18 protein-coding genes are annotated in these 23,495 nt (G+C 71.8%); 9 read left to right on the top strand and 9 right to left on the bottom strand.

Features of this window, described 5'->3' with window-relative positions; genetic code table 11:
- Window positions 1-132: 132 nt before the first annotated feature.
- From AOK18_RS01770 to AOK18_RS01785, 4 genes are read right to left on the bottom strand one after another with little or no spacing between them, the layout of a single operon-like run.
- Complete coding sequence (locus tag AOK18_RS01770; protein ID WP_055606840.1) at window positions 133-852, bottom strand: ABC transporter permease subunit; 720 nt, start codon at window positions 850-852, stop codon at window positions 133-135.
- An 11-nt stretch (window positions 853-863) separates the two neighbouring features.
- Window positions 864-1,775 (bottom strand): ABC transporter ATP-binding protein, encoded by a 912-nt coding sequence (locus AOK18_RS01775; protein WP_055693099.1) that lies wholly within the window; start codon window positions 1,773-1,775, stop codon window positions 864-866.
- On the bottom strand, window positions 1,772-2,689 hold the full coding sequence (locus AOK18_RS01780) for an ABC transporter permease subunit (RefSeq protein ID WP_055570962.1): 918 nt from the start codon (window positions 2,687-2,689) through the stop codon (window positions 1,772-1,774). Before AOK18_RS01780 ends, AOK18_RS01775 begins: the two co-directional genes overlap by 4 nt.
- The gene (locus AOK18_RS01785) at window positions 2,679-3,692 is read right to left on the bottom strand and encodes an ABC transporter ATP-binding protein (RefSeq protein WP_055570961.1); all 1,014 of its coding nucleotides are present in this window, start codon (window positions 3,690-3,692) and stop codon (window positions 2,679-2,681) included. Before AOK18_RS01785 ends, AOK18_RS01780 begins: the two co-directional genes overlap by 11 nt.
- A gap of 290 nt (window positions 3,693-3,982) precedes the next feature.
- Between AOK18_RS01785 and AOK18_RS01790 the strand changes: the two genes are divergently transcribed.
- The 6 genes from AOK18_RS01790 to AOK18_RS01815 all read left to right on the top strand — a co-directional run bounded on the left by AOK18_RS01790 (window position 3,983) and on the right by AOK18_RS01815 (window position 10,265).
- Complete coding sequence (locus tag AOK18_RS01790; protein ID WP_420865560.1) at window positions 3,983-5,764, top strand: SDR family oxidoreductase; 1,782 nt, start codon at window positions 3,983-3,985, stop codon at window positions 5,762-5,764.
- Between the two features lie 326 nt (window positions 5,765-6,090).
- Complete coding sequence (locus AOK18_RS01795) at window positions 6,091-6,675, top strand: RNA 2'-phosphotransferase (RefSeq protein WP_055693100.1); 585 nt, start codon at window positions 6,091-6,093, stop codon at window positions 6,673-6,675.
- Complete coding sequence (locus AOK18_RS01800) at window positions 6,672-7,130, top strand: hypothetical protein (RefSeq protein WP_055693101.1); 459 nt, start codon at window positions 6,672-6,674, stop codon at window positions 7,128-7,130. The genes AOK18_RS01795 and AOK18_RS01800 overlap by 4 nt, the downstream gene beginning before the upstream one ends.
- Before the next feature lie 287 nt (window positions 7,131-7,417).
- Window positions 7,418-8,290 carry a DUF72 domain-containing protein gene (locus AOK18_RS01805; protein WP_055570958.1) on the top strand — a complete coding sequence of 291 codons (873 nt, stop codon included), beginning with the start codon at window positions 7,418-7,420 and terminating at the stop codon, window positions 8,288-8,290.
- A 9-nt stretch (window positions 8,291-8,299) separates the two neighbouring features.
- Entirely contained in the window at window positions 8,300-9,196 is an 897-nt protein-coding gene (locus tag AOK18_RS01810) for an LLM class flavin-dependent oxidoreductase (RefSeq protein ID WP_055570957.1), read from the top strand.
- A gap of 142 nt (window positions 9,197-9,338) precedes the next feature.
- Window positions 9,339-10,265, top strand: a complete 927-nt coding sequence (locus AOK18_RS01815) for a Cof-type HAD-IIB family hydrolase (RefSeq protein WP_206281488.1) — start codon at window positions 9,339-9,341, stop codon at window positions 10,263-10,265.
- A gap of 84 nt (window positions 10,266-10,349) precedes the next feature.
- On the opposite strand, the gene AOK18_RS01820 is transcribed toward AOK18_RS01815, so the two are convergent.
- From AOK18_RS01820 to hisC, 5 genes are all read right to left on the bottom strand, one after another.
- Window positions 10,350-11,414 (bottom strand): murein hydrolase activator EnvC family protein, encoded by a 1,065-nt coding sequence (locus AOK18_RS01820; RefSeq protein WP_055693102.1) that lies wholly within the window; start codon window positions 11,412-11,414, stop codon window positions 10,350-10,352.
- 199 nt (window positions 11,415-11,613) lie between these two features.
- Window positions 11,614-15,165, bottom strand: coding sequence for a thiol reductant ABC exporter subunit CydD (gene cydD / locus AOK18_RS01825; protein WP_055693103.1), 3,552 nt, complete (start codon window positions 15,163-15,165; stop codon window positions 11,614-11,616).
- Window positions 15,166-15,177: 12 nt separating this feature from the next.
- Window positions 15,178-16,182, bottom strand: a complete 1,005-nt coding sequence (gene cydB / locus AOK18_RS01830) for a cytochrome d ubiquinol oxidase subunit II (protein WP_055571780.1) — start codon at window positions 16,180-16,182, stop codon at window positions 15,178-15,180.
- 21 nt (window positions 16,183-16,203) lie between these two features.
- Window positions 16,204-17,709: a cytochrome ubiquinol oxidase subunit I gene (locus tag AOK18_RS01835; RefSeq protein ID WP_055571781.1), complete on the bottom strand. Its 1,506-nt coding sequence runs from the start codon at window positions 17,707-17,709 to the stop codon at window positions 16,204-16,206.
- A gap of 260 nt (window positions 17,710-17,969) precedes the next feature.
- Window positions 17,970-19,049 (bottom strand): histidinol-phosphate transaminase, encoded by a 1,080-nt coding sequence (gene hisC / locus AOK18_RS01840; protein ID WP_055693104.1) that lies wholly within the window; start codon window positions 19,047-19,049, stop codon window positions 17,970-17,972.
- 666 nt (window positions 19,050-19,715) lie between these two features.
- Between hisC and AOK18_RS01845 the strand changes: the two genes are divergently transcribed.
- From AOK18_RS01845 to AOK18_RS01855, 3 genes are all read left to right on the top strand, one after another.
- Window positions 19,716-20,828, top strand: coding sequence for a LacI family DNA-binding transcriptional regulator (locus tag AOK18_RS01845; protein ID WP_074995178.1), 1,113 nt, complete (start codon window positions 19,716-19,718; stop codon window positions 20,826-20,828).
- A 529-nt stretch (window positions 20,829-21,357) separates the two neighbouring features.
- Entirely contained in the window at window positions 21,358-22,449 is a 1,092-nt protein-coding gene (locus AOK18_RS01850; protein WP_099048823.1) for a metallophosphoesterase, read from the top strand.
- A 183-nt stretch (window positions 22,450-22,632) separates the two neighbouring features.
- Window positions 22,633-23,490, top strand: a complete 858-nt coding sequence (locus AOK18_RS01855; protein ID WP_055693106.1) for a hypothetical protein — start codon at window positions 22,633-22,635, stop codon at window positions 23,488-23,490.
- The last annotated feature ends 5 nt before the right edge of the window (window positions 23,491-23,495 follow it).

The raw sequence follows: 23,495 nt of genomic DNA on the forward strand, positions 1-23,495 counted from the left end.
CCCGCCGTCCGTCGTGTCGGCCGTCCCGCCCGCTCTCGCGACCGGTCCTTCCGCCGGCTCGTGGGCCGTGGCCCCGCCGCCCCCGCGCCCGGCGCCGCGGGGGCCGAGCGGGGTGCGCGCAACGGAACGGGGTCACTCCTCCCCGGCGAGCGTCAGCGTGCGCAGTTTCTGCCCGGCGTACCAGGTGGCCAGGACGGTGACGACGACCAGCAGGACCGTCGCGGTCGTGAGACCGACGTCCGAGGTGACCAGGTCGCCGCCGGAGACCTTCTGGGCCACGGCCAGCGACCACTGCTGGACGCTCAGCGTGCGCGCGCCGGGCACCAGGGAGCCGAACAGGGCCTCCCAGACCAGCGCGTAGACCAGTCCGAACACCACCGCGTGCCGGGAGACCGTGCCGAGCAGCAGGAAGAGCGCCGCGTACGCGATGGAGGCGACCAGCGCGGCCACCGTGTAGGCGACGGCGATCTGCTGGCCGTTGCCGTTGAGGACGAAGCCGGCGATCAGGGTGGGCACCGCCGAGAAGACCATCGTCACGGCGATCGCCACGATCAGCTTGGTGTAGATGATCGTGGGCCGCTTGATCGGCTTGGACAGCAGGTACACCACCGAGCCGTCGTCGATCTCCGGGCCCATCGCGCCGGTTCCCGCGATGACGCCGATGATCGGCACCATGGTGGCGAGCGCCAGCCCGCCGAGGATGTCGGCCGCGGTCTGGTCGTCGGCGCCGGCGAGGACGCGCACCGCCACGGAGATCGCGATCAGCAGCAGGGGCAGGGCGCCCAGGATGAGGGCCCTGCGGCGGCCGAGCAGGGCCCGGTAGGTGAGTCGGGCGACTGTGGGGTCGTACATGGTTCGGCCTCCTACGCCGCGACGAGATACGAGAAGACGGACTCGAGGGACTCGTCGGACGGCGAGACCGTGAGCAGGCGGATGCCGTGTTCCTTCGCGACCCGGGGCAGCAGGGACGTGAAGCGGGCGAAGTCGACGGCCTGGATGCGCAGGGCGCCCTCGCCGTGGTCGACCTCGATGCCGGACGTGGACGGGTCGGCGATCAGCGCGGCCGCGAGGGCGCGGTCGTCGCTGGAGCGCACCAGGTAGCGGTGCGGGCGGTCCGTCATCAGGCGGCGGATCTTGCGGAAGTCGCCGCTGGCCGCGTGCCGGCCGGCGACGACGACCTCGATGTGCCAGGCGAGCTGCTCGACCTCCTCGAGGATGTGGGACGAGAACAGCACGGTGCGGCCCTCGTCGCCCATCCGCCGCAGCAGGTCCATCAGCTGCATCCGCTGACGCGGGTCCATGCCGTTGAACGGTTCGTCCAGCAGCAGCAGGGACGGCTCGTGGACCAGCGCGGAGGCCATCTTCACGCGCTGCCGCATGCCCTTGGAGTAGGTGGCGATCTTGCGGTCCTGCGCGTACTCCATCTCGACCGTCGCCAGGGCCTGCTGGGCCGCCTTGGCGCCCAGCCCGTGCAGCTCGGCGTTGGCGACGACGAACTCACGACCGGTGAGGAAGTCGTACATCCCCTCGCGTTCGGGGACGATGCCGATCTGCCGGTAGACCTTCTCGTTGCGCCACACGGTCTGGCCGTCGAGGGTGACGGTGCCGGTGGAGGGGGCGAGGAAGCCGCCCATCATGTTGATGAGGGTGGACTTCCCGGCGCCGTTGGGGCCGAGGAGTCCGGTGACGCCGGGGCCGACGGTCATGGTGATGTCGTTGACGGCGACCACGTTGCCGAACCAGCGGGAGACGTGGTCGATGGAGAGCGTGGTCACAGGCCCACCTTCCGGTAGCGGCGCGTCAGAAGGCCGTAGCAGGCCGCGATCAGGCCGAGGGTGATGAGGACGTACACCACGCCCTCGCCGTTCGACGGTCCCACCCCGCCGGGGAAGGTGCTGCTCGCGCCCAGGAAGGCGGACTGCACACCGTCGATGAGGGTGACCGGCGAGAACAGGCCGATCCAGGCGATCGCCTGGGAGCTGTCCTGGACGTATGCGATCGCCTGGAGGGTGGAGACCGCGCCGTAGGAGATGGTCAGCACGGCGATCACGGCGGCGATGCCGAACCCGCGACGCGGGGTGACCGCCGCGATGACCAAGCCGATGCCGCCGAAGAGCAGGGAGAGCAGTGCCACCGAGACGAGTCCTTGCGCGAACCCCTTGGTCTGGTCGGTGAAGTCGAGCTTGGCCAGCAGCGCACCCACGTAGAGCACCAGCAGGGGAGTGGCGGTCAGGATGAACAGGGCCGAGGTCAGGGCCGCGAACTTGGCGCGCACGTAGTCGGCGGTCTCGATGGGCCGCGAGAAGTACAGCGGCACGGTCTTGAAACGCAGGTCGCGCGAGACGGACTGGGGTGCCTGCGAGGCGATGTACAGGCTGATCACGGCCTGCATGATGATCGCGTAGCGGGTGTAGTCGACGGGCAGTTCCTTCGCCTTGGTGGCCACGGCGACGGCCACCATGATGGCGGCGGGGATGCACATCACCACGAACAGCAGCATCGGCAGCACCTTGGACTTCGCCGAGCGGCCGAGGCCGTAGGCGCCGCGCAGGGACTGCGAGTACAGCGAGAGCCTGGCGTAGGAGCGGCCGAGGCGGGGGCCGTCGTAGGAGCGGTAGCCGATGTTGTGGATCCGGGTCTGGTCACCCGACGCCGGTGCGGGTGTCCGCAGGGGCTGCTCAACCGCCATGGCCGACCGCCTCCTTCCGCTGCTCGCCGTTGCCGTGTCCGGCCCCGGTGTCCGTATGCGTGCCCGCGCCGGTGGCCGTGTCGTTCGTGAAGACCTCGGAGATGTGGTGGCGGCGCTGTTCCATGCGCACCAGGCCGAGCCCGAGGTCGGCGATCACGTCCCGCACCAGGTCGTAGGTCTCCTCGCCCCGGGCGGTGAGCAGGAGGATGTGGCCGGAGCCCGGCAGTCCGCCGCCGTCCTGGACGGACACCCCGCGCGCGTGGAGCGCCTCGCGCACCGCGTGGGTGCCGTCGGGGTGCTCGTCGGTGTCGGTGACCTCGATCGCGAGGGTCGTGGTGTTCTGCGTGAAGTCCGTGGTGGAGCTGGAGCGCAGCAGCTTGCCGCCGTCGACGACGACCACGTGGTCGCAGGTGCGCTCGAGCTCGCCCAGAAGGTGTGAGGTGACCAGGACCGAGATGCCGAAGTCGGTGTGGATGCGGCGGATCAGGCCGAGCATCTCGTCGCGGCCGACGGGGTCGAGGCCGTTGGTCGGCTCGTCCAGGAAGACCAGGTCCGGGTCGTGCACCAGGGCCTGCGCGAGCTTCACCCGCTGCTTCATGCCGGTCGAGTAGCCGCCCATGGGGCGGTAGCGCTCCTCGTACAGGCCGACGTGACGCAGGGTGTCCGCGGTGCGCTCCCGCGCGGCGGTGGGCGGAAGACCCGACATGCGTGCCATGTGGACCACGAACTCGGTGGCCGAGACGTCCGGCGGCAGGCAGTCGTGCTCCGGCATGTAGCCGACCCGCTCCCGGATGGCGGCTCCCTCGGTCGCGACGTCGAGGCCGAGCACTTCGGCGCGACCCTCCGTGGCGGGGGAAAGACCCAGAAGGATCTTGATCAATGTGGACTTGCCGGCTCCGTTGGCCCCGACGAGTCCGGTCACACCGGGCCCGACGTCCATGGAGAGCCGGTCAAGCGCGGTCACCCTGGGGAACCGCTTGCTCAGGCTTTCGGTCGCGATCACAGTCACGTCCCCGAGGTTAGTGACCCGCACCACGCCGGTCGTCAGACCGGAGAGCCGTCTTGGCATCCCCCTCTGGTCGTACGGGCCCGTAGGGGATCCTCCCCCCGGGGAGCTGCCACGGTCGGGAACCGCCCCTTGACCCGGCTTCCGGAGAGCTGCCAGATTCGCCGGTGTCACGCCACGGGCACGGAGCGTGGCCGGAGGTGCGGGCGTGTGACACGGCGGACGGGCGGGGACACGTCGGACGGACGGGGACACGGGGCGAAGTCGACGGTACGGCACGGAGGGAAGTGACGGACTTGTCCGGAGCGGTACTGCGGGGCGCGCGTGAGCGCCGGGTGCGTACGGGCGGCGTCGAGCTGTGCGTGGCGGAACTGGGCGACCCCGGGCGGCCGACGGTCGTCCTGGTGCACGGCTACCCCGACAGCAAGGAGGTGTGGTCGGAGGTCGCACCGCGCCTCGCGGAGCGTTTCCACGTCGTGGCGTACGACGTCCGCGGCCACGGGCGGTCCACCGCGCCGCACCCGCTGCGGGGCGGTTTCACCCTCGAGAAGCTGACCGACGACTTCCTGGCCGTCGCGGACGCGGTCAGCCCGGACGAGCCGGTGCACCTGGTGGGTCACGACTGGGGCTCGGTGCAGGCCTGGGAGTTCGTCACCGTCGGGCGCGGCGAGGGGCGGATCGCCTCGTTCACCTCGATGTCCGGACCGTCGCTCGACCACTTCGGGCACTGGATCGGCCGCCGGCTGCGCCGGCCCACCCCGCGCCGGGTCGGCCAGTTGCTCGGCCAGGGGGCCAGGTCCTGGTACGTGTACCTGCTGCACACGCCGGTACTGCCCGAGCTGGCCTGGCGCGGCCCCCTCGGCAGGCGCTGGCCGCGCGTCCTGGAGCGGTTCGAGAACATCCCCCGCGCAGGTGACGGCGGCTATCCCACCCCGTCCCTGCCGTCGGACGCGGCACACGGGGCGTGGCTGTACCGGGACAACGTCCGGACCCGGCTGCGCGCCCCCCGCACGGACGCCTACGCGCACGTGCCCGTGCAGCTCGTCACGCCGCTGGAGGACGCCTTCCTCTCGGAGCGGCTCCACGACGGACTCGAGCTGTGGGCACCGCGGCTGACCCGTCGGACGCTCCCGGCGAAGCACTGGGTGCCGCGGACCCACCCGGACCTGCTCACGACCTGGATCACCGAGTTCGTGACCTCCGTGGAGGCCGGCCGGACAGAGGTCACCGCCCCGGGCCGGCACGCGGACCGGTTCGGGGGACAGCTCGTCCTGGTCACCGGGGCGGGCCGCGGCATCGGACGGGCGACGGCGCTCGCTCTCGCCGGGGCGGGCGCACGCGTGGTGGCCGTCGACCGGGACGAGGAGGCGGCGGTCCGCACCGCCGAGGAGGCCCGTTCGGCCGGAGCGTCCGCGGCCTGGGCCAGGACCGTCGACGTGTCCGACGCCCCGGCCATGGAGAGGCTCGCCGAGGAGATCACCGCGGAGCACGGTGTGGTGGACCTCCTGGTGAACACCGCGGAGGCCGGGCCGGGCGACTCCTTCCTCCGGACCGCTCCGGAGGACTGGAAGCAGGTCCTCGACGCCGGTCTGTGGGGGGTGATCCATGGCTGCCGGCTCTTCGGCGCACGGATGGCCGAGCGCGGACAGGGCGGGCACATCGTGAACGTGGCGTCCGTCGCCGCGTGCCGGCCGTCCCGGGTGCCGCCCGCCCGCAGCACGGCCGAGGCGGCGGTGCTGATGCTCAGCAAGTGCCTGCGCGCGGAACTCGCGGACCGGAGGATCGGGGTGACGGCCGTCTGCCCCGGCCCGGTCACCACCGGCATCACCTCCGGTACGCGCCCCGCGGGCGCGGACGCCGGGAGGGAACGGCGCCGCGGGCGGCGCGCGGCCCGCCTCCACGGGCTGCGCGACTGCCCTCCGGAGAGGGTCGCCGCCGCGATCCTGCGCGCGGTGGTGCGGAACGACGCGGTGGCGCCGGTGCCCCCGCGGGCACGCGGCGGGTACCCGTGGGTCCGGTGGCTGCCGGGAGCACTGCGCAGGATCTCCCGGACGAAACCGCCGGGGTGACGCCGCCGGGGAGGACCACCGTCGTGAGGTGGTCGAGAGGAGGCGACGGGTGTGAGGACCGGTCCGGGGCCCGGGGCCGCCGCCGGCCGACGGTACGGGGGCCGTGCGGAGCGAGGGACGGGACCGTGCGGAGCGGGGACGGGGCCGCGCGGGAGCCGGCGGTACAGGGCCGTGCGGGAGCTATGGCACGGGCCGCGCGGGAGCCGGCGGTACGGTTGTCCACAGGTTCGGCCGACTCCTCTGTGGATAAACAGCCCTCTCTGTGGATCAAACATCTCCGGCAAAAACAGTCGCGTGATCCGCGTCTCTCCCGGCAGGCTGAGCGGATGGACGAAAGACGCACCGTGAAGGTGTCGAAGTACCTGGCCAGGCATCTGCGCCATGATCCCGAGGCTCTCGGGCTCACCCCGGACGGAGCCGGCTGGGTCGAGATCGACACGCTGATCGCCGCGGCGGCCGCGCACGGCTTCCGGTTCACCCGGGCAGAACTGGACCACGTCGTCGCCGCCCCTGACAAGCGGCGCTTCACGGTCGAGGGCACCCGGATCCGCGCCGACCAGGGGCACAGCATCGAGATCGACCTCGGACTGCCGCCGTCCGTCCCGCCCCCGTACCTCTTCCACGGCACCGTCGCCCGCCACCTCGCCGCCATCCGCGCCGAAGGGCTGCTGCCCATGGACCGGCACGACGTGCACCTCTCCGCCGACCGCGCGACGGCGACCCGCGTGGGCGCTCGCAGGGGCCGTCCCGTGGTGCTCTCCGTGGACTCGGCCGCCATGCACCGTGACGGCCACGTCTTCCGGGTGAGCGCGAACGGCGTGTGGCTGACCGGCGCCGTGCCTCCCGGGTATCTGCGGTTCCCCGAGAAGCACGGACGCGGCGGTTCCCCGGTGGCCGACGGCACCGCATGATCAATGGCATGGAACACCTGCCCACCACCGAGGCCGCCGTCACCGCCCTCCGAGAACTCGCGGACCTGTACGAGCGCGAGATCGAGGTCACCCATGACATCGGCGCCGACCGGACATCACGCCGCATCGCGGCCGGCGTGGGCGTGTCCACCGACCCGGACGGCTCCCTCCCCCACGAGGCCTACGTCGAGTTCGGCGGCCTGCCCCGGATCGGCGTGCGGCTCTATCCCGAGGACGACGCCCTGATCGACGTGGAGGGGGTGGAATGCCCCGACATCCCACGTGACGAGGTGCCCGCCTTCCTCCGCTCCGTCTTCGACGGCCTCGCCCACGTCCGGAGCCGGCGCTTCCCACCGGGCTATTTCCTGATCGTGCCGCTGCCCGGCGACCGGACGCACAAGGAGTTCATCCCCCTGCTCCTCCTCACACCGTGGCTGAGTGCGCGCGTGCGGTGATCGTCGGACGTGCGGCAGCCGTTTCACGTGAAACACCCCGGCGCGGACGGGCACCGTGAGACCCGGGCCCCGCGACGCGAGACCGAACGCCCGCCCCTCCCGCACCGCCGCCGGAACGAGGACAGCCCCGCGGCTCCGGCGGAACCCCGGAGCCCGTTGCCGAGCACTGAAGCCCGTCGCCCCTCACCGGAGCCCGTCGCCCACCACCGGAACCCGCCGCGGACCACCGGGAGGACGACCCCGCGTGCCGGACGAATCCGTCACCGCGTCCGGGGAAGACGGGCGGGATGGGAGAGATCCGGGTCGGAACCTGCTCGTGGACGGACAAGGCGCTGGTGTCCAGCGGCTGGTATCCGACAGGCCACCGTGACGCCGAGGGCAGACTGCGGCACTACGCCGCACGGTTCCCGGTGGCGGAGGTGGACTCCACCTATTACGGGCTGCCCAGCACCCGCAACAGCCTTCTGTGGACCGACCGCACCCCTGAGGGCTTCCGGTTCGACGTGAAGGCGTTCTCCCTGCTCACCGGGCATCCCACACGACCGGAGGCGCTGCCCGCCGACCTGCGTCCGGCCCTCGCGCGGCAGCGGGGGCGGACAGGCGTCGATCCCGGGCTGCTCGACGAGGTGTGGGACCGGTACAGCGCGGCCCTCGAACCGCTGCGCGCGTCCGGCCGCCTGGGCACGCTGGTCTTCCAGTTCCCGCACCGGCTCGTACCGGGGAGACCGGCGGTGGAGTTCCTGCGCCGGTGCCGCGAGCGTGCCGCGGGATGGCCGATGGCCGTGGAGTTCCGGCACCCCGGCTGGTGGCACGAGGACCACGTCGAGGCCACGACCGCCCTGCTGACAGAGCTGGACACGGCCGCCGTGGCCGTGGACATGGTGCAGACGCTCGCCGCTTCCGTGCCCCCCGTCGTACGGGTCACCACACCGGAACTCGCCCTGGTGCGCTTCCACGGCCGCAACAGCGCGTGGGGGACCGGCACCAAGGAGGAGAGGTTCCGTCACTCGTACACGCCCGGGGAACTCTCCGAGTGGGTCCCCCGCGTCCGTGAGATGGCCGAGCAGGCCCGGGAGGTCCACGTCCTGTTCAACAACTGCTGCGGTGACGCCGCCGTCCGCGCCGCGCAGTCGATGCAGCAGCTGCTCGGTCTCTCGTAGGGTCGTCCCATGCGACTGAGCACTGTGATCCTGCCGATCGACCGCTGGCGTGAGGGGGGCCGCGACAAGTGGCTGCGCGCCGAGGAACTGGGCTTCCACGCCGCCTACACCTACGACCACCTGTCCTGGCGGACCTTCCGGGACGGCCCCTGGTTCGGCGCGGTGCCCACACTCACCGCCGCCGCGGCAGCCACCGAACGGCTCCGGCTCGGCACGCTCGTCACCTCGCCGAACTTCCGGCACCCGGTGACCCTGGCCAAGGAACTGATCTCCCTCGACGACATCTCGGGCGGACGCTTCACCCTCGGCATCGGCGCGGGCGGCTCCGGTTTCGACGCCACCGCGCTCGGCCAGGAGCCATGGACCCCGCGCCAGCGGGCGGACCGCTTCGCCGAGTTCGTACCGCTGCTCGACCGGCTGCTCACGGAGGACTCCGTGTCGTACGAGGGCGACTTCTACGCGGCGCACGAGGCCCGCAACATCCCCGGGTGCGCGCAGCGGCCCCGGCTGCCGTTCGCCGTGGCCGCCACCGGACCGCGCGGACTGCGGCTCGCCGCCCGGTACGGGCAGGCGTGGGTGACCACGGGCGACCCCAAGCTGTACGAGAACGGCACGCCCGAACAGTCGGTGCACGCCCTCCGCGGCCAGATGGAGAAGCTGGCCGACGCCTGTGCCGAGATCGGGCGGGACACGGCCGAGCCGGACAAGATCCTGCTCACCGGATTCACCCCGGACCGGGGGCGCCCGCTGGAGTCCCTGGACGCGTTCGTCGACTTCGCGGGCCGCCACGCGGAGCTCGGTTTCACCGAACTCGTGCTCCACTGGCCCATCCCCGACTCGGACTTCGCGGCGGACCGGAAGATCTTCGAGCGGATCGCCATGGAGGCGTCGGCCCAGCTGGGCTGAGCGGGCGGGCGTCGAGCCGGACCGATGCCCGCGTCCGGCCCCCCACCGCTCCACCGCCGCCCGGGCCGCCACGGCGTTCCGGGCGCTCATCGAGAGCGGTGATCACTCACCCGTGCGGAGTGCCGCACGCCCGTGCGGGCACATGCGGGACAATGGCGGGGTGACCTCAGCGACCGCACAGCCCGAGACCCCGGGCTCCCCCCAGTTCTCGACCTCGCTCGAGCGGAGGGACAGCCCTGTCACCCCGCCGCGGCTCATCGCCACCGACCTCGACGGCACCCTGCTGCGCGACGACAAGACGGTGTCCCCCCGCACGATCGCCGCACTGGCCGCCGCCGAGGACGCGGGCATCGAGGTCTTCTTCGTCACCGGCCGCCCGGCCCGCTGGATGGACGTGGTCGCCGACCACGTCCACGGTCACGGGCTCGCCATCTGCGGGAACGGCGCCGCCGTCGTCGACCTGCACGGCGGTGCCGGCGCCCACCGTTTCGTGAAGGTGCGCGAGCTGGCCCGGCAGAACGCGCTGGACGCGATACGGCTGCTGCGTGAGGCGGCGCCCGGCACCGTGTACGCCGTCGAGCAGACCTACGGCTTCCACCAGGAGCCGGCCTATCCGAAGCTGCACATGGAGATACCGGACCTCCGCGCCCCTGCCGAGGAACTGCTGGCGCCGGACGGTCCCGCCGCCGACGAGCCGGTGCTCAAGATCCTCGCGCACCATCCCGAACTCGACCCCGACGCCTTCCTCGCCCTGGCCCGGCTGGCCGTCGGCACCCGCGCCAACGTCACCCGCTCCAGCCCCAGCGCCCTGCTGGAGATCAGCGGTCCCGACGTGTCGAAGGCCAGCACCCTCGCCCTGTGCTGCGCCGAGCGCGGGATCTCGCACGAGGAGGTCGTGGCGTTCGGGGACATGCCCAACGACATCGAAATGCTGGCCTGGGCGGGCCGCTCCTACGCGATGGGCAACGCCCACCCGGACGTCCTCACCGCCGCCTCGGGGCGCACCGTCGCCAACAACGAGGACGGCGTGGCCGTGGTGATCGAACAGCTGCTGAGCGAACGGCCGTGACCGGGGCCGGCCACCGGGGCGGGCCGACCGCCACGGGCGGGCCCGGCGTGGACGGCGGAGCGGGCGCGGCCCGGAGGCGCCCGCTCAGAGGGCCAGCCCGCGTTGCGCCAGCCACGCCACCGGATCCACCGCCGAACCCATCTCGGGCGTGATCCGCACCTCGAAGTGCAGGTGCGGCCCGGTGGAGTTGCCGCTGGTCCCGGACTGGCCGATCCACTGACCGGACGAGACGCGTTCGCCCTGGTCCACGGCGACCGCGGCCAGGTGGGCGTACTGGGTGTAGTAGCCGCCCGCGTGCTCGACCACGATCTCGATGCCGAAGGCCCCTCCGCAGGACACCTTCACCACCTTGCCCGCTCCCACGGACCGCACCGGCGTGCCGATCGGCACCGCGAAGTCCTGGCCGGTGTGCCGGCTCGCCCAGAGCGCCCCACCGCTGCCGTAGGAAGCGGACAGCACGTAGGTCTCCACCGGCGTCACCCAGGACCCGGTGAAGGCGGTATCCGGCTGGTCGAGCCGCGCCGCCCCGCGACAGGAACCGGCCGCCACCGACACGTCCGCCTGGCCCTGCAGCTGCCACCGCGCCGTCTCGAGCTTCCGCTCGATGCCGCTCCTGAGCTCGGCGAGTTCCTTGTTCTTCTTCTCCAGCGCCTTCCACGCCTTCTCCGCCTTCGCCTCGTTCAGGGCGAGCCGGGCCTCGGCGCGCGCGTTCTTCTCGATCGCGTTGTCGAGGGTCAGTCCGGCCTTCCACAAGGCACGCTGACCGCGCAACACCTTCTCCGGGTCGTCCGCGAGGATCATGTGCGCGGTCAGCGGCAGTCCACCGCCACTGCGGTACTGCGACCGTGCGATGCGGCCGAGGTCGTCGCGCAGGGCCTCGGCCTCCCGGCGCTCCCGGTCGAGCAGCTTCTCCAGCCGGCCCACCTCGGTCCGCTGCCGGTCGGCCTGCCGCCGGCCCTCCTCGTACTTCCGTGTCGCCGCGGCCGCCTCCTCGTAGAGCCGTGCCACCTCCGCGCTGAGCCCGGACTCCGGGCCGTGCCCCGGAACGTGCGGGCCGTCGCCCTCCCCGTCGGCGGGCCGGGCGGCGAGCACCGCGAGCGCGCACAAGGGCACGGCGACGAGCAGCGGACGACGGCGGGGGAGGCGCATGACAGCGATCCTGGCCCCCGCCCCGGCCGCGGTCCTGTTCATGTCGTACGCCTGGGGGACCGTACGACCCGGATGGACCATCGGTACCGCCGAACAGGGTCTTCCCTGATCGGGGTTGACAGTCCGTCGAGCGTTCTCACGTCGCGCGGGCCCGTCCCGGGCGCGCCCGCCGCGTCACGCGCGCCCGGGGCGGGCCCGGTCAGCCCGCCTCCACCAGCTCCATCAGCCGGTCCGACTCCGCCTCCCGTCGCGCCATCCGGCGCAACGGCCCGGCCGCGGCGGCCAGTTCGCGGTACGTGCCGCGCTGCACCACACGTCCCTCGTCCAGCACGACCACCTCGTCCACCGCTTCGAGCCCGGCCAGCCGGTGGGTGATCAGCAGTGTCGTGCGGCCCTCGGTGGCGGACAGCAGATCGGCGGTGAGCGCGTCGGCGGTCGGCAGGTCGAGGTGCTCCGCGGGCTCGTCCAGCACCAGGACGGGGAAGTCCGCGAGCAGCGCCCTGGCCAGGGCCAGGCGTTGCCGCTGACCGCCGGAGAGCCGCGCCCCGTGCTCACCGACGAGCGTGTCCAGACCGTCGGGCAGACCGTCGGCCCACTCCAGCAGCCGGGCCCGGGCGAGCGCGTCGCGCAGTTCCTCCTCGGTGGCCCCGCGCTTCGCGAGCAGCAGGTTCTCCCGTACGGAACTGTCGAAGAGGTGGGCGTCCTGCGCGCACAGCCCGACCAGTCCCCGTACGTCGTCGCCGTCCAGGGCGCGCGCGTCCACGCCGGCCAGCGTGTACGAACCGGCGCCCGGGTCCAGGAACCGCAGCAGCACCTGTGCGAGCGTCGTCTTGCCGGAGCCGGACGGACCGACCACCGCGATCCTGCGCCCCTGCTCCAGCGTCAGGTCGAGTCCGGCGAGCGCGTCCCGTCCCTGCCCGGCGTGCCGGGCCTCGAGTCCCTCGACCACGAGCGGGAACGGCGACGCGGGTGCCTGCCGGGGCTGCTCCGGTTCCCGCACGGGCGCCGGGGCGTCCAGGACCTCGTACACGCGCTCGGCGCTCTTGCGCACCCTCTGCCGGTGCCGCACGGCGAGCGGCAGCCCGAGCACGGCCTCGAAGGCCGCGAGCGGGGTGAGGACGACGACGGCCAGCGCCACTCCGTCCAGCCGGCCGGCGGTCACCGCCTGGACGCCGACGAGGGCCGCGGCCGTGACGGTCAGACCCGAGACGAGGGCGACGAGCCCGTCGCCGAGAGCGGTGGCGGCGGCGGCGCGCGAGGCGATCCGGGTGAGCACGCCGTCGGCTCGCCGGGCCTCGGCGGCCCGTGCGGGCAGGGCCCCGGCGACCGTCAGTTCCCCGGTCCCGGTGAGCAGATCGGTGACACGGGTCGCGAGGACCCCGCGGGCGGGCGCCAGCCTGCGCTCCGTACGCCGGGCCACCGCACCCGTGAGCAGGGGCAGGCCCGCCCCCGCCGCGAGCAGCCCGATCGCGAGGACGGCGCCGGCCTCGGGGAGCAGCCAGGCCGTGAAACCGACCGACAGTGCCGAGACGACGACCGCCGCACCCGCCGGCAGGAGCCAGCGCAGCCAGTAGTCCTGGAGCTCGTCCACGTCGGCGACCAGCCGGGAGAGCAGGTCGCCCCGGCGGACCCCGCGCAGTCCGGCGGGCGCCAGCCGCTCCAGCCGTCGGTACACCGCGACCCTGGTGTCGGCCAGCATCCGCAGAACCGCCTCGTGCGACACCAGCCGCTCGGCGTACCGGAACACGGCCCGTCCGATGCCGAAGGTCCGGGTCGCCGTGACGGCGACCATCAGGTACATCACGGGCGGCTGCTGCGAGGCCCGGGAGATGAGGTACCCGGACGTGGCCATGAGGCCCACGGCGCTGCCCAGTGCGAGGCTGCCGAGCAGCAGGGCGAACACGAGCCGCCCCCGGCGGGCACCGGACATGGCGCGGACGCGGGCCAGCACGCCTCCCGCTCCGGCCTCCGCCACCGGCTCGGCCGGCGCCGGGGCCGCGGAGTCGTCGGACTCGTCCTCCTCCACCCGCTCCCAGTCGAGCGCGGGCTGGACGTCCAACCGTTCCCGGCCGGTGACGAAGGCGGTGTCCTCGTGCTCGGGCAGCGTCCGGTCACCGGGCGCGGGCTCCGTCAGCCGCACCACGCGGTCCGCCACCGCGAGCAGTGCCGGCCGGTGCGCCACCAGCAGCACCGTCCGGCCGGCCGCCAGGCGTCGTACCGCTGCCACGACCTCGGCCTCGGTGGCACCGTCCAGTGCGGCCGTCGGCTCGTCGAGCAGCAGCACGGGCCGGTCCGCGAGGAACGCACGGGCCAGCGCGATCCGCTGCCGCTGCCCCGCGGACAGACCCGTCCCGTCCTCGCCCAGGACCGTGCCGACGCCCTCGGGCAGCGCGTCCACGAACTCCAGGGCGCCCGCGTCCCGCAGGGCCCGGCGGACGGCGTCGTCGTCCGCGTCCGGCCGGGCCAGGCGTACGTTCTCGGCGACCGTCCCGGCGTACAGGTGCGGCCGCTGCGGCACCCAGGCCACCCGGCTGTGCCACTGGACCGGATCGATACCGGTGAGATCCGCTCCCCCGATCCGCACCCGCCCTCCGGCCGGCCGCACGAAGCCCAGCAGCACGTTCAGCAGGGTCGACTTGCCGGTTCCGCTCGGTCCGACGAGTGCGACCGTCTCGCCCGGTTCGACGGAGAAGGACACGTCCGACACGGCGTCCGCCGACCGGCCGGGATAGCGGACGGACACCCCCTCGAAGGACAGGGCGCCCGACGGCACCGCCCCGGTCCCCGGCGCCGGCACCGGGGTCTCCAGGACCTGGAAGATCTCCTCCGCGGCGGCCAGCCCCTCGGCCGCCGCGTGGTACTGCGTGCCCACCTGCCGCAGGGGCAGATACGCCTCGGGGGCGAGGATCAGGATGAGCAGGCCGGTGTACAGGTCCATGTCGCCGTACACGAGCCGCATGCCGATCGTCACGGCGACCAGTGCCACCGAGACAGTGGCGAGGAGCTCCAGCGCGAAGGAGGAGATGAAGGCGATCCGCAGGGTCCGCATGGTCGCCCTGCGGTACTCGGCGGTGATCCGCCGGATCGAATCCGCCTGCGCCTTGGCCCGTCCGAACACCTTCAGCGTCGGCAGGCCGGCCACGATGTCCAGGAAATGGCCGGACAGCCGGGACAGCAGCTCCCACTGCCGGTCCATCCGGGACTGGGTGACCCAGCCGATCAGCATCATGAAGGCCGGGATCAGCGGCAGGGTGACGACGATGATCGCGGCCGAGACCCAGTCCTCGGTGACGATCCGCGCCAGCACCGCCACCGGAACGACCACCGAGAGCCCCAGCTGGGGCAGGTAACGCGAGAAGTATCCGTCGAGGGCGTCGACCCCGCGGGTCGCCAGGGCCACCAGCGAGCCGGTCCGCTGCCCGGTCAGCCACCCCGGGCCGAGTGCCGTCGCCCGTTCCAGCAGCCGGCCCCGCAGCTCCGACTTGACCGCCGCGCTCGCCCGGTGCGCGGCCAGCTCGGTGAGCCAGCCGACCAGGGCGCGGCCGACCGCGACGCAGGCCAGGAGCAGCAGGGGGGTGCCGAGGCCGGCCACGGTCATGCCGTGCTGGAAGGCACCCACCACCACCTCGGCGATGAGCATGGCCTGAGCGATCACCAGCACCGCGCCGAGGACGCCCAGGGCGACCACCGCCATCAGGAAGAGCCGTGTGGCGCGGGCGTGGCGGAGCAGTCGGGGATCGATCGGTTTCACGTGAAACACACCTCAGTGCACGGGATCGGCTATGTGCTGGGTGCCGATCCGCTTGCGGAAGACCCAGTACGTCCAGCCCTGGTAGACCATGACGAGCGGCGCGGCGATGACCGTGAGCCAGGTCATGATCTTCAATGTGTAGTCGCTGGAGGAGGCGTTGGTGACCGTGAGGCTCCAGTCCTCGTTGAGCGTGGAGGGCATGACGTTCGGGAAGAGCGTCAGGAAGAGCATCGTCACGGCGGCCACGATGGTGACGCCGGACAGGGTGAACGACCAGCCCTCGCGCCCCGCCTGGTTCGCCACCAGGGCGGCGACCAGACCGGCGACCGCGACGGCCATCGCGACCAGGCTGGCCCCGCCACCGCGTTCGATCTGCGTCCATCCCAGGAAGGCCAGGGCGAGGACGGCGGTGATCAGTCCTGTGCGCAGGGCCGTCTGCCGGGCCCGGCCCCGGATGTCGCCGACGGTCTTGAGCGCGGCGAACACGGCACCGTGGAAGGTGAAGAGCGTCAGCGTGACCAGGCCGCCCAGCAGCGCGTACGGGTTGAGCAGGTCCCAGACGTTGCCCACGTACTCGAACTCGGCGTCGATCTTCACTCCGCGCACGATGTTGCCGAACGCCACGCCCCAGAGGAAGGCGGGAATGAGCGAGGTCCAGAAGATCGCCGTCTCCCAGTTGCGCTGCCAGCTCTCCTCCGGCCGCTTGACCCGGTACTCGAAGGCGACACCGCGGATGATCAAGCAGACCAGGATCACCAGCAGGGGCAGGTAGAAGCCGGAGAAGAGCGTGGCGTACCACTCGGGGAAGGCGGCGAAGGTCGCGCCGCCGGCCGTGAGCAGCCACACCTCGTTGCCGTCCCAGACGGGACCGATGGTGTTGATCAGCACCCGCTTCTCGGCACGGTCGCGGGCGAGCAGCCGGGTGAGGATCCCGATCCCGAAGTCGAAGCCCTCCAGGAAGAAGTAGCCGATCCACAGGAAGGCGATCAGAACGAACCAGACGTTGTGCAGTTCCATGACTCTGCGGCTCCCTCGGGCCTAGTACGAGAAGGCCATCGGCTTGTCGGCGTCCCGGAGGTCGCCGCCGATCTTCGTGGGCGGGTTGAGATCGGCCTCGGTGAGCTCGGGCGGGCCCGCCTTGACGTACTTGGCGAGCAGCTTGACCTCCACCACGGCCAGGGCGGCGTACAGCAGGGTGAAGACGGTCATCGAGGTGATGACCTCGGCCTGGGAGACTCCGGGGGAGACCGCGTGCCGGGTCTGCATCACCCCGTAGACGACCCAGGGCTGCCGGCCCATCTCGGTGAAGATCCATCCCCAGGCGTTGGCGATCAGGGGGAACGCCATGGTCCAGAGCGCCAGGAGCCAGTACAGCCGGCTGAGCCTCGCGCTCAGCGGCTTCTTCAGCAGCACCAGGTGCGGCACCTCGTCCTCCCCGGTGCGCAGGGCGGCCGGCAGCAGGAACCTCTTCCTCGTCAGCCAGAGCCCCAGCAGGGCCAGCGAGAAGGACGCCATGCCGAAGCCGATCATCCAGCGGAAGCCCCAGTAGGCGACCGGCACGATGGGCTTGTAGTCACCGGGGCCGAACTGCTCCTGCAGGGCCTCGTTGGTGTCGTTGATGCCGGGCACGTGCGACTCGAAGTCGCCGTGGGCGAGGAAGGACAGGAGCCCGGGAATCTCCAGGGCGACCTTGTTGTGCCCCTTGTCGACGTCGCCGTAGGCGAACACGGAGAACGGCGCCGGGCTCTCGCCGTCCCACAGGGCTTCGGCGGCGGCCATCTTCATGGGCTGCTGTTCGTACATGACCTTGCCGAGGGTGTCTCCGCTGATCGCGGTGAACATGCCTCCGACCGCCATGGTGACCAGACCGAGCCGGAGCGACGTCCGCATCACCGGGATGTGCTTCTTGCGCATCAGGTGGAAGGCGGCGATGCCGACCATGAAGGCGCCGCCGGTCAGCGCGGACGCCGAGAAGCTGTGGAAGACCTGGTTGAGCGTGGTGTTCTGGGTGAGGACCAGCCAGAAGTCGGTGAGTTCCGCCCGGCCCTTCTCCTCGTTGATCCGGTAGCCGACCGGGTGCTGCATCCAGGAGTTGGCCGCCAGGATGAAGTACGCCGACAGCAGCGTGCCGAGGGAGACCATCCAGATGCAGGCCAGGTGGATCTTCTTGGGCAGCTTGTCCCAGCCGAAGATCCACAGGCCGATGAAGGTGGACTCGAAGAAGAAGGCGACCAGGGCCTCGAAGGCGAGCGGAGCACCGAAGACGTCACCGACGAACCGCGAGTAGTCGGACCAGTTCATGCCGAACTGGAACTCCTGCACGATGCCGGTGACCACACCCATCGCGATGTTGATCAGGAAGAGCTTCCCCCAGAACTTCGTCGCCTTGAGGTACTTGTCCTTCCCGGTGCGCACCCAGGCGGTCTCCAGCCCTGCCACGAGGGCCGCCAGCGAGATCGTCAGAGGAACGAAGAGGAAGTGGTAGACGGTGGTAATGCCGAACTGCCATCGCGCCAGCGTCTCCGGCGCCAGAGCCAGGTCCACGTCACACTCCTTGCATCGCCTTGCTTCGCCGTGTCACAACGACCGCTTGATCCCGTTCCTCCCCCACATCAGGGCGGAAACAGGACGCGCTTGTGAACGCGTTCACATTCACAAGCAATTATGGCCTACCGCTTTCCGGATTCGGAAGGGGGGTCCACTGTGACGTCAACCCCTCGCCGGTAACGGTCGAAAAACGGGAGGGCCGGGCGACGGATGATCCGTCGCCCGGCCCTCCCGGTCCCGCGCCCGACCGGGTGCGGCTACGGCTCCCGGTGGAAGGCTTCCGTCACCTTCAGGAAGATGTCGTTGGCCTCGGCCTCGCCGACCGTCACCCGCACGCCCTCACCGGGGAAGGGCCTGACCACCACACCCGCCTGCTCGCACGCCTGCGCGAACGCCGTCGTGCGCTCCCCCAGCCTCAGCCACACGAAGTTGGCCTGGCTCTCCGGCACCTCCCAGCCCTGCGCGCGCAGCGCCTCCATGACACGGTTGCGCTCGCACACCAGCGAACCGACCCGGCCGATGAGCTCGTCCTCGGCGCGCAGCGAGGCGATCGCGGCGTCCTGCGCGACCTGGCTCACACCGAACGGCACCGCCGTCTTGCGCAGCGCCGCGGCCACCGGCTCGTGGGCGATCGCGAAGCCGATCCGCAGCCCCGCCAGACCGTAGGCCTTGGAGAAGGTCCGCAGCACGCAGACGTTGGGCCGGTCCCGGTAGAACTCCACACCGTCCGGGACCTCGGGATCGCGGATGAACTCGCGGTACGCCTCGTCGATCACCACCAGGACATCACGGGGCACCCGGTCGAGGAAACGCGTCAGCTCCGCCCGCCGCACCGCCGTGCCGGTCGGGTTGTTCGGGTTGCAAACGAATATCAGCCGGGTCCGTTCGGTGATCGCCTCGGCCATCGCGTCCAGGTCGTGCACGTCGCCCGGCGTCAGCGGCACCTGCACGGCGGTGGCACCGCTGATCCTGGTGATGATCGGGTACGCCTCGAACGAACGCCACGCGTAGATCACCTCGTCCCCGGGGCCCGAGGTGGCCTGCAGCAGCTGCTGGGCGACGCCGACCGAGCCGGTGCCGGTGGCCAGGTGGGAGACCGGGACGGCGAAGCGCTCGGCCAGTTCCTCCATCAGCGACGTGCAGGCCATGTCGGGGTAGCGGTTGAAGGAGGAGGCCGCGGACGCCACGGCCTCCATCACCCCGGGCAGCGGCGGGTAGGGGTTCTCGTTGGAGGACAGCTTGTAGGCCACCGGCCCCCCGGCCGCCGCCGGCCTGCCCGGCTTGTACGTGGGGATCCCCTCCAGCTCGGCGCGCAGCTTGGGGCTCGTCTCGCTCACCGCAGTCCTCCTCCGAAGACCGGCGGCCCTCGACCGCCGCCGACATCCAATACTGCTCACCTTATGAGGATTCGGCGTCACTGCGTAGATGCGTACAGCGGCGATGAGGGCGGACCCGTCGGGACGGGGCCGGGCCGGGCCGCGGCGCAGACCGCGGTGCGGGCCCGCGGCATCCGTCGCGGTGCGGGCCCGCGGCACCCGTCGCGGTGCGGGCCCGCGGCACCCGTCGCGGAGCGGTCCGGGGCACCCGTCGCGGAGCGGTCCGGGGCACCCGTCGCGGAGGGCCTCGCGAGGTGCACCGGCCTCGTGCCGCCCTCGGACCCGGTGGAACCGCACGAGGCACATCGGCCCCCTTCGGGAACAGGGGGATCAGCCCACGAAGGGACACAAAAGATGTCCGGACAGGGGGCGCCCCCCACATATATCTACGCGCCGGTGGCTTGCGCCGTGGTGCGCGTCCCTCGTGCAGGTGAGTTGAGACCTCTTCGCAACCTCACCTCCTCGGCAGGCCCGTGTACGCCGACGCGCCAGATCCTGACAACGGGACGCTGAAGCCCCTTCTTTCCCAAGGGGTTTACCGTTTAATGATCATGCAGAAACGTGCCTGTCAACGCATGCATATGCGTCCGCCCTACCCCACCGCATGAGCCCTACTATCGGCTCGCCATGACAGCAGCAGGGAAGCACCAGGTGAGCCGCGCGGAAACCTCACGCCGAAACAGCAGGCCGGGTCGAGCGGGCATCAGGGACGTGGCCGCCGCAGCCGGAGTGTCCATCACGACCGTCTCCGACGCCCTCAACGGCAAGGGCCGGCTCCCGGACGCCACCCGGCGCCACGTCCGCGAGGTCGCCGACAGACTGGGCTACCGTCCCTCGGCCGCCGCCCGTACGCTCCGCACCGGCAAATCGGGGCTCATCGGTCTGACCGTGACCACGTACGGGGAAGAACCTTTCACCTTCACCGAGTTCGCGTACTTCGCCGAGATGGCACGCGCCGCCACCTCCGCCGCCCTCGCCCGCGGCTACGCCCTCGTGATCCTTCCCGCCACCTCCCGCCACGACGTGTGGTCCAACGTCGCCCTGGACGGCACGGTCGTCATCGACCCCTCCGACCAGGACCCGGTCGTCAGCGAACTGGTCCGGCAGGGCTTACCGGTCGTCTCCGACGGCCGTCCGGCCGGCTCGCTCCCGGTCACGGCCTGGGTGGACAACGACCACGAAGCAGCCGTCCTCGGGATCCTCGACCACCTGGCCGACGCCGGCGCCCGCCGCATCGGCCTGCTGACCGGGACCACGACCGACACGTACACCCACCTGTCGACCACCGCTTACCTGCACTGGTGCGAACGCGTCGGCCAGGATCCGGTCTACGAGGCCTATCCGGCGCACGATCCGTGCGCCGGCGCCGTCGCCGCCGACCGGCTCCTCGCACGCCCCGACCGCCCGGACGCCGTCTACGGCCTGTTCGATCCGAACGGCACCGACCTGCTCGCCGCCGCACGCCGCTACGGCCTGCGCGTCCCGGACGACCTGCTGCTGGTCTGCTGCAGCGAGTCGACCGTCTACGCCAACACCGAGCCGCCCGTCACCACGCTCTCGCTCAAACCGCGCCGCATCGGCACGGCCGTGGTCCAGCTGCTGATCGACGCGATCGAGGGCGTCGACGCCGAACACACGGTGGCACAGGTCATACCCACCGAACTGATCGTGCGCACCTCGTCGCAGCGCCGCCCCCCGCGCACGACGGTCAGCCCGCCGCGGTCGCCGGAGCGGACCTGACCGGCGGGGAGGGTCCGGCGGTGCGGCGGAAGGCGGGGGCCGGCAGTGCGGCAGAAGGGTCTCCGCGGCAACGGCTCACGGAGGAGATGCCCGGCCGGGCCCGCACCAGGGATGACCGGCCGGGCCCACGGAAGGCGGGACAGCGGCTCCCGGGGGACCTGCCCCCCGCGGGACGGGCGGCGCCGCGCCTCCCGAGCCCTCCCCAGCCCTGGTGGCTCCCTTCGCCGACCCTCCGCCGCTTCTCCGGCTCCCCGGAAGTCCTCCTCCTCGGACAGCGGACCGGTCTCCCGGAGGTAGGCGGCCACCGTCCCGTGAGGAGCCCGCTCCTCGAGCGGCACCCGGACGACCAAGACTCTGAACAAAAGCCGAAGACCTGGTCAGAAGGGGATGAAATGTGCGGTGAACTGGACGCGTGCGTCGATTCACCACCCCTGGGTCATCACATGGCGCGAGCCGCATTCCTATGATGGGCGCACGACACCGCGGGCCGCTGCGACCAGGCAGTCCGATGCGGTGCAGTTGCGGCGTGATGGTGGAGGGGTCGATGACTCAGGGGGCCGGTCAGGGACCCGCGGTGGAGCGCACGGCGACGGTGCGCGACTTCCGGGTGCCCGCTTACGTCCACGAGACCGGTCCGTACGCCCACAGCATGCACCCCGGCAATGTGGTCCCGCCCTCCGAGGCGGACCATCCGGAGGGCTACACCCCCACACAACGGGACCTCCCGGTCATCAATCGGGGTGACACCGTGCAGGTGACCGTCGACCCCGCGTCCGCACCCGCACCGCAGCCCGTCCCCGGGCCCGGCCCGCTGTACGTGGTCGGTGACGTCCACGGCTACCTCGACGAACTGGTGGCCGCCCTCCAGGAGCAGGGCCTCATCGACTCCGCGGGCCAGTGGTGCGCCGGCCCCGCGCGCCTCTGGTTCCTCGGCGACTTCACCGACCGCGGCCCGGACGGCATCGGCGTCATCGACCTCGTGATGCGGCTGTCCGCCGAGGCCGCCGCGGCCGGCGGCTACTGCAAGGCCCTGATGGGCAACCACGAACTCCTGCTGCTCGGTGCCAAGCGCTTCGGCGACACCCCCGTCAACTCCGGCGCGGGCACCGCCACCTTCCAGGCCGCCTGGCTGCTCAACGGCGGGCAGAAGACCGACATGGACCGCCTCCAGGACCACCACCTGCAGTGGATGGCCCGCCTGGACGCCGTCGAAGCCGTCGACGGCCATCTGCTGCTGCATTCCGACACCACCGCCTACCTCGACTACGGCCGCTCCATCGAGGAGGTCAACGACACCGTCCGCGAGACGATCACCCGCAACGACGCCGACGAGGTCTGGGACCTGTTCCGCAAGTTCACCAAGCGGTTCTCCTTCCGCGACGAGGGCGGTGCCGAGGCGGTGCGCTCGTTGTTGGATACGTACGGCGGCACCCGGGTCGTTCACGGCCACAGCCCGATTCCGTATCTGCTGGGCGAAGTGGGCTCCGAGGACGGCGAGGACGACAGCGGTCCCGTCGTCGAGGGTCCGCACGTCTACGCCGAGGGACTGGCCATCGCGATGGACGGCGGCGTGACGATGGACGGAAAGCTGCTGGTCCAGCAACTGCCGCTCGCCCAGTGAGCGGGTCCCGGGCCCGGAACCCCCGGCCCGGGCCCGCACCGGACCGAGTCCAATTTCGGTAAACCCCCTGTCATGGCGGGCCGTTGGCGCTCTACCATCGGCTTATCCGTAGCAGGCTCCCCTCCGTTTCTGCCCAACGGCTCGTCGGCATGCCGAGTCACAAGCCCTACGGAGCATCGGGGGATGCACATGAACAGCGTTCCGCAGCATCTGTTGACCGAGGACCGCCAGGACTACGCGCGGATTCTCGACGAGGTGCTGCGCTCCGCACCACAACGCCCGGAACTGGCCACCCTCGGACAGCGGCTCACCTCCGAACAACTGCGCACCATCGCACTCAACGCCACCGCGGTCATCACGGCGGCCGCGGCGACCGAGTACCGGCACTACACCAAGGTCCGCGAGGAACTGCGCCGGCCGACGGCGTCGTCCGCCCCGTCCACCCGGACATCCGCCTCCTCCGGGCCGGAGACGGCGGGGCTCGCCACCACCGTGGGAGAGGTCGCCGAGACCGCCGGCGCGGGCGCCGTCGCCGTCGTCCTGGCACCCGTCCTGGCCGGCACCGCGGCCGCGATATTCCTGCTCGTCGGTTACGTCCTGCGCGTGCTCGACCTCGGCGCGACCTTCGCCCGGACCATGATCACCACGGGCTGGACGTTCGGCGCCGTGACCGCGGTCGCCATCCTGGTCGCCGCGGCGGGCCTGCTGCTGACCGCCCTGCGCAACAAGCCCTCGGCCCGGAGCGGTCCGTACGGCGAGGCCGACGGGGAACTGGCCCTGGCCAGGGACGCCTGGCACGAGGCACTGCGGGAGCAGGGGATCGTCCCGTTCCTGCGGGACGCGCTCGCGGACCCGGGCGCGGCGGCCGCGCTGCACCACGCGGCGCCGTCCGGACCGGTCGGCCGCATCCCGCATCTCGGCTACGGCCGGCCGGGGTTCACCAGCCCCGGCGAGGGCGCGGGCCGCGGCCGGCGGCCCAGCTACTCGAGCCCGGACTACAGCAGCCCGGACTTCGGAGGTCCGGAACACCAGCCCGAGTAACCGGC

Origin of the sequence: Streptomyces prasinopilosus (assembly GCF_001419695.1) — a bacterium.
GTDB lineage: Bacteria > Actinomycetota > Actinomycetes > Streptomycetales > Streptomycetaceae > Streptomyces > Streptomyces prasinopilosus.

Coding starts and splice junctions, on each gene's coding strand:
- AOK18_RS01770 (WP_055606840.1), bottom strand. CDS start 852: ATGTACGACCCCACAGTCGCCCGACTCACCTACCGGGCCCTGCTCGGC.
- AOK18_RS01780 (WP_055570962.1), bottom strand. CDS start 2,689: ATGGCGGTTGAGCAGCCCCTGCGGACACCCGCACCGGCGTCGGGTGAC.
- AOK18_RS01795 (WP_055693100.1), top strand. CDS start 6,091: ATGGACGAAAGACGCACCGTGAAGGTGTCGAAGTACCTGGCCAGGCAT.
- AOK18_RS01800 (WP_055693101.1), top strand. CDS start 6,672: ATGATCAATGGCATGGAACACCTGCCCACCACCGAGGCCGCCGTCACC.
- AOK18_RS01805 (WP_055570958.1), top strand. CDS start 7,418: ATGGGAGAGATCCGGGTCGGAACCTGCTCGTGGACGGACAAGGCGCTG.
- AOK18_RS01810 (WP_055570957.1), top strand. CDS start 8,300: ATGCGACTGAGCACTGTGATCCTGCCGATCGACCGCTGGCGTGAGGGG.
- AOK18_RS01815 (WP_206281488.1), top strand. CDS start 9,339: ATGCGGGACAATGGCGGGGTGACCTCAGCGACCGCACAGCCCGAGACC.
- AOK18_RS01820 (WP_055693102.1), bottom strand. CDS start 11,414: ATGCGCCTCCCCCGCCGTCGTCCGCTGCTCGTCGCCGTGCCCTTGTGC.
- cydB (WP_055571780.1), bottom strand. CDS start 16,182: ATGGAACTGCACAACGTCTGGTTCGTTCTGATCGCCTTCCTGTGGATC.
- AOK18_RS01845 (WP_074995178.1), top strand. CDS start 19,716: ATGACAGCAGCAGGGAAGCACCAGGTGAGCCGCGCGGAAACCTCACGC.
- AOK18_RS01850 (WP_099048823.1), top strand. CDS start 21,358: ATGGTGGAGGGGTCGATGACTCAGGGGGCCGGTCAGGGACCCGCGGTG.
- AOK18_RS01855 (WP_055693106.1), top strand. CDS start 22,633: ATGCACATGAACAGCGTTCCGCAGCATCTGTTGACCGAGGACCGCCAG.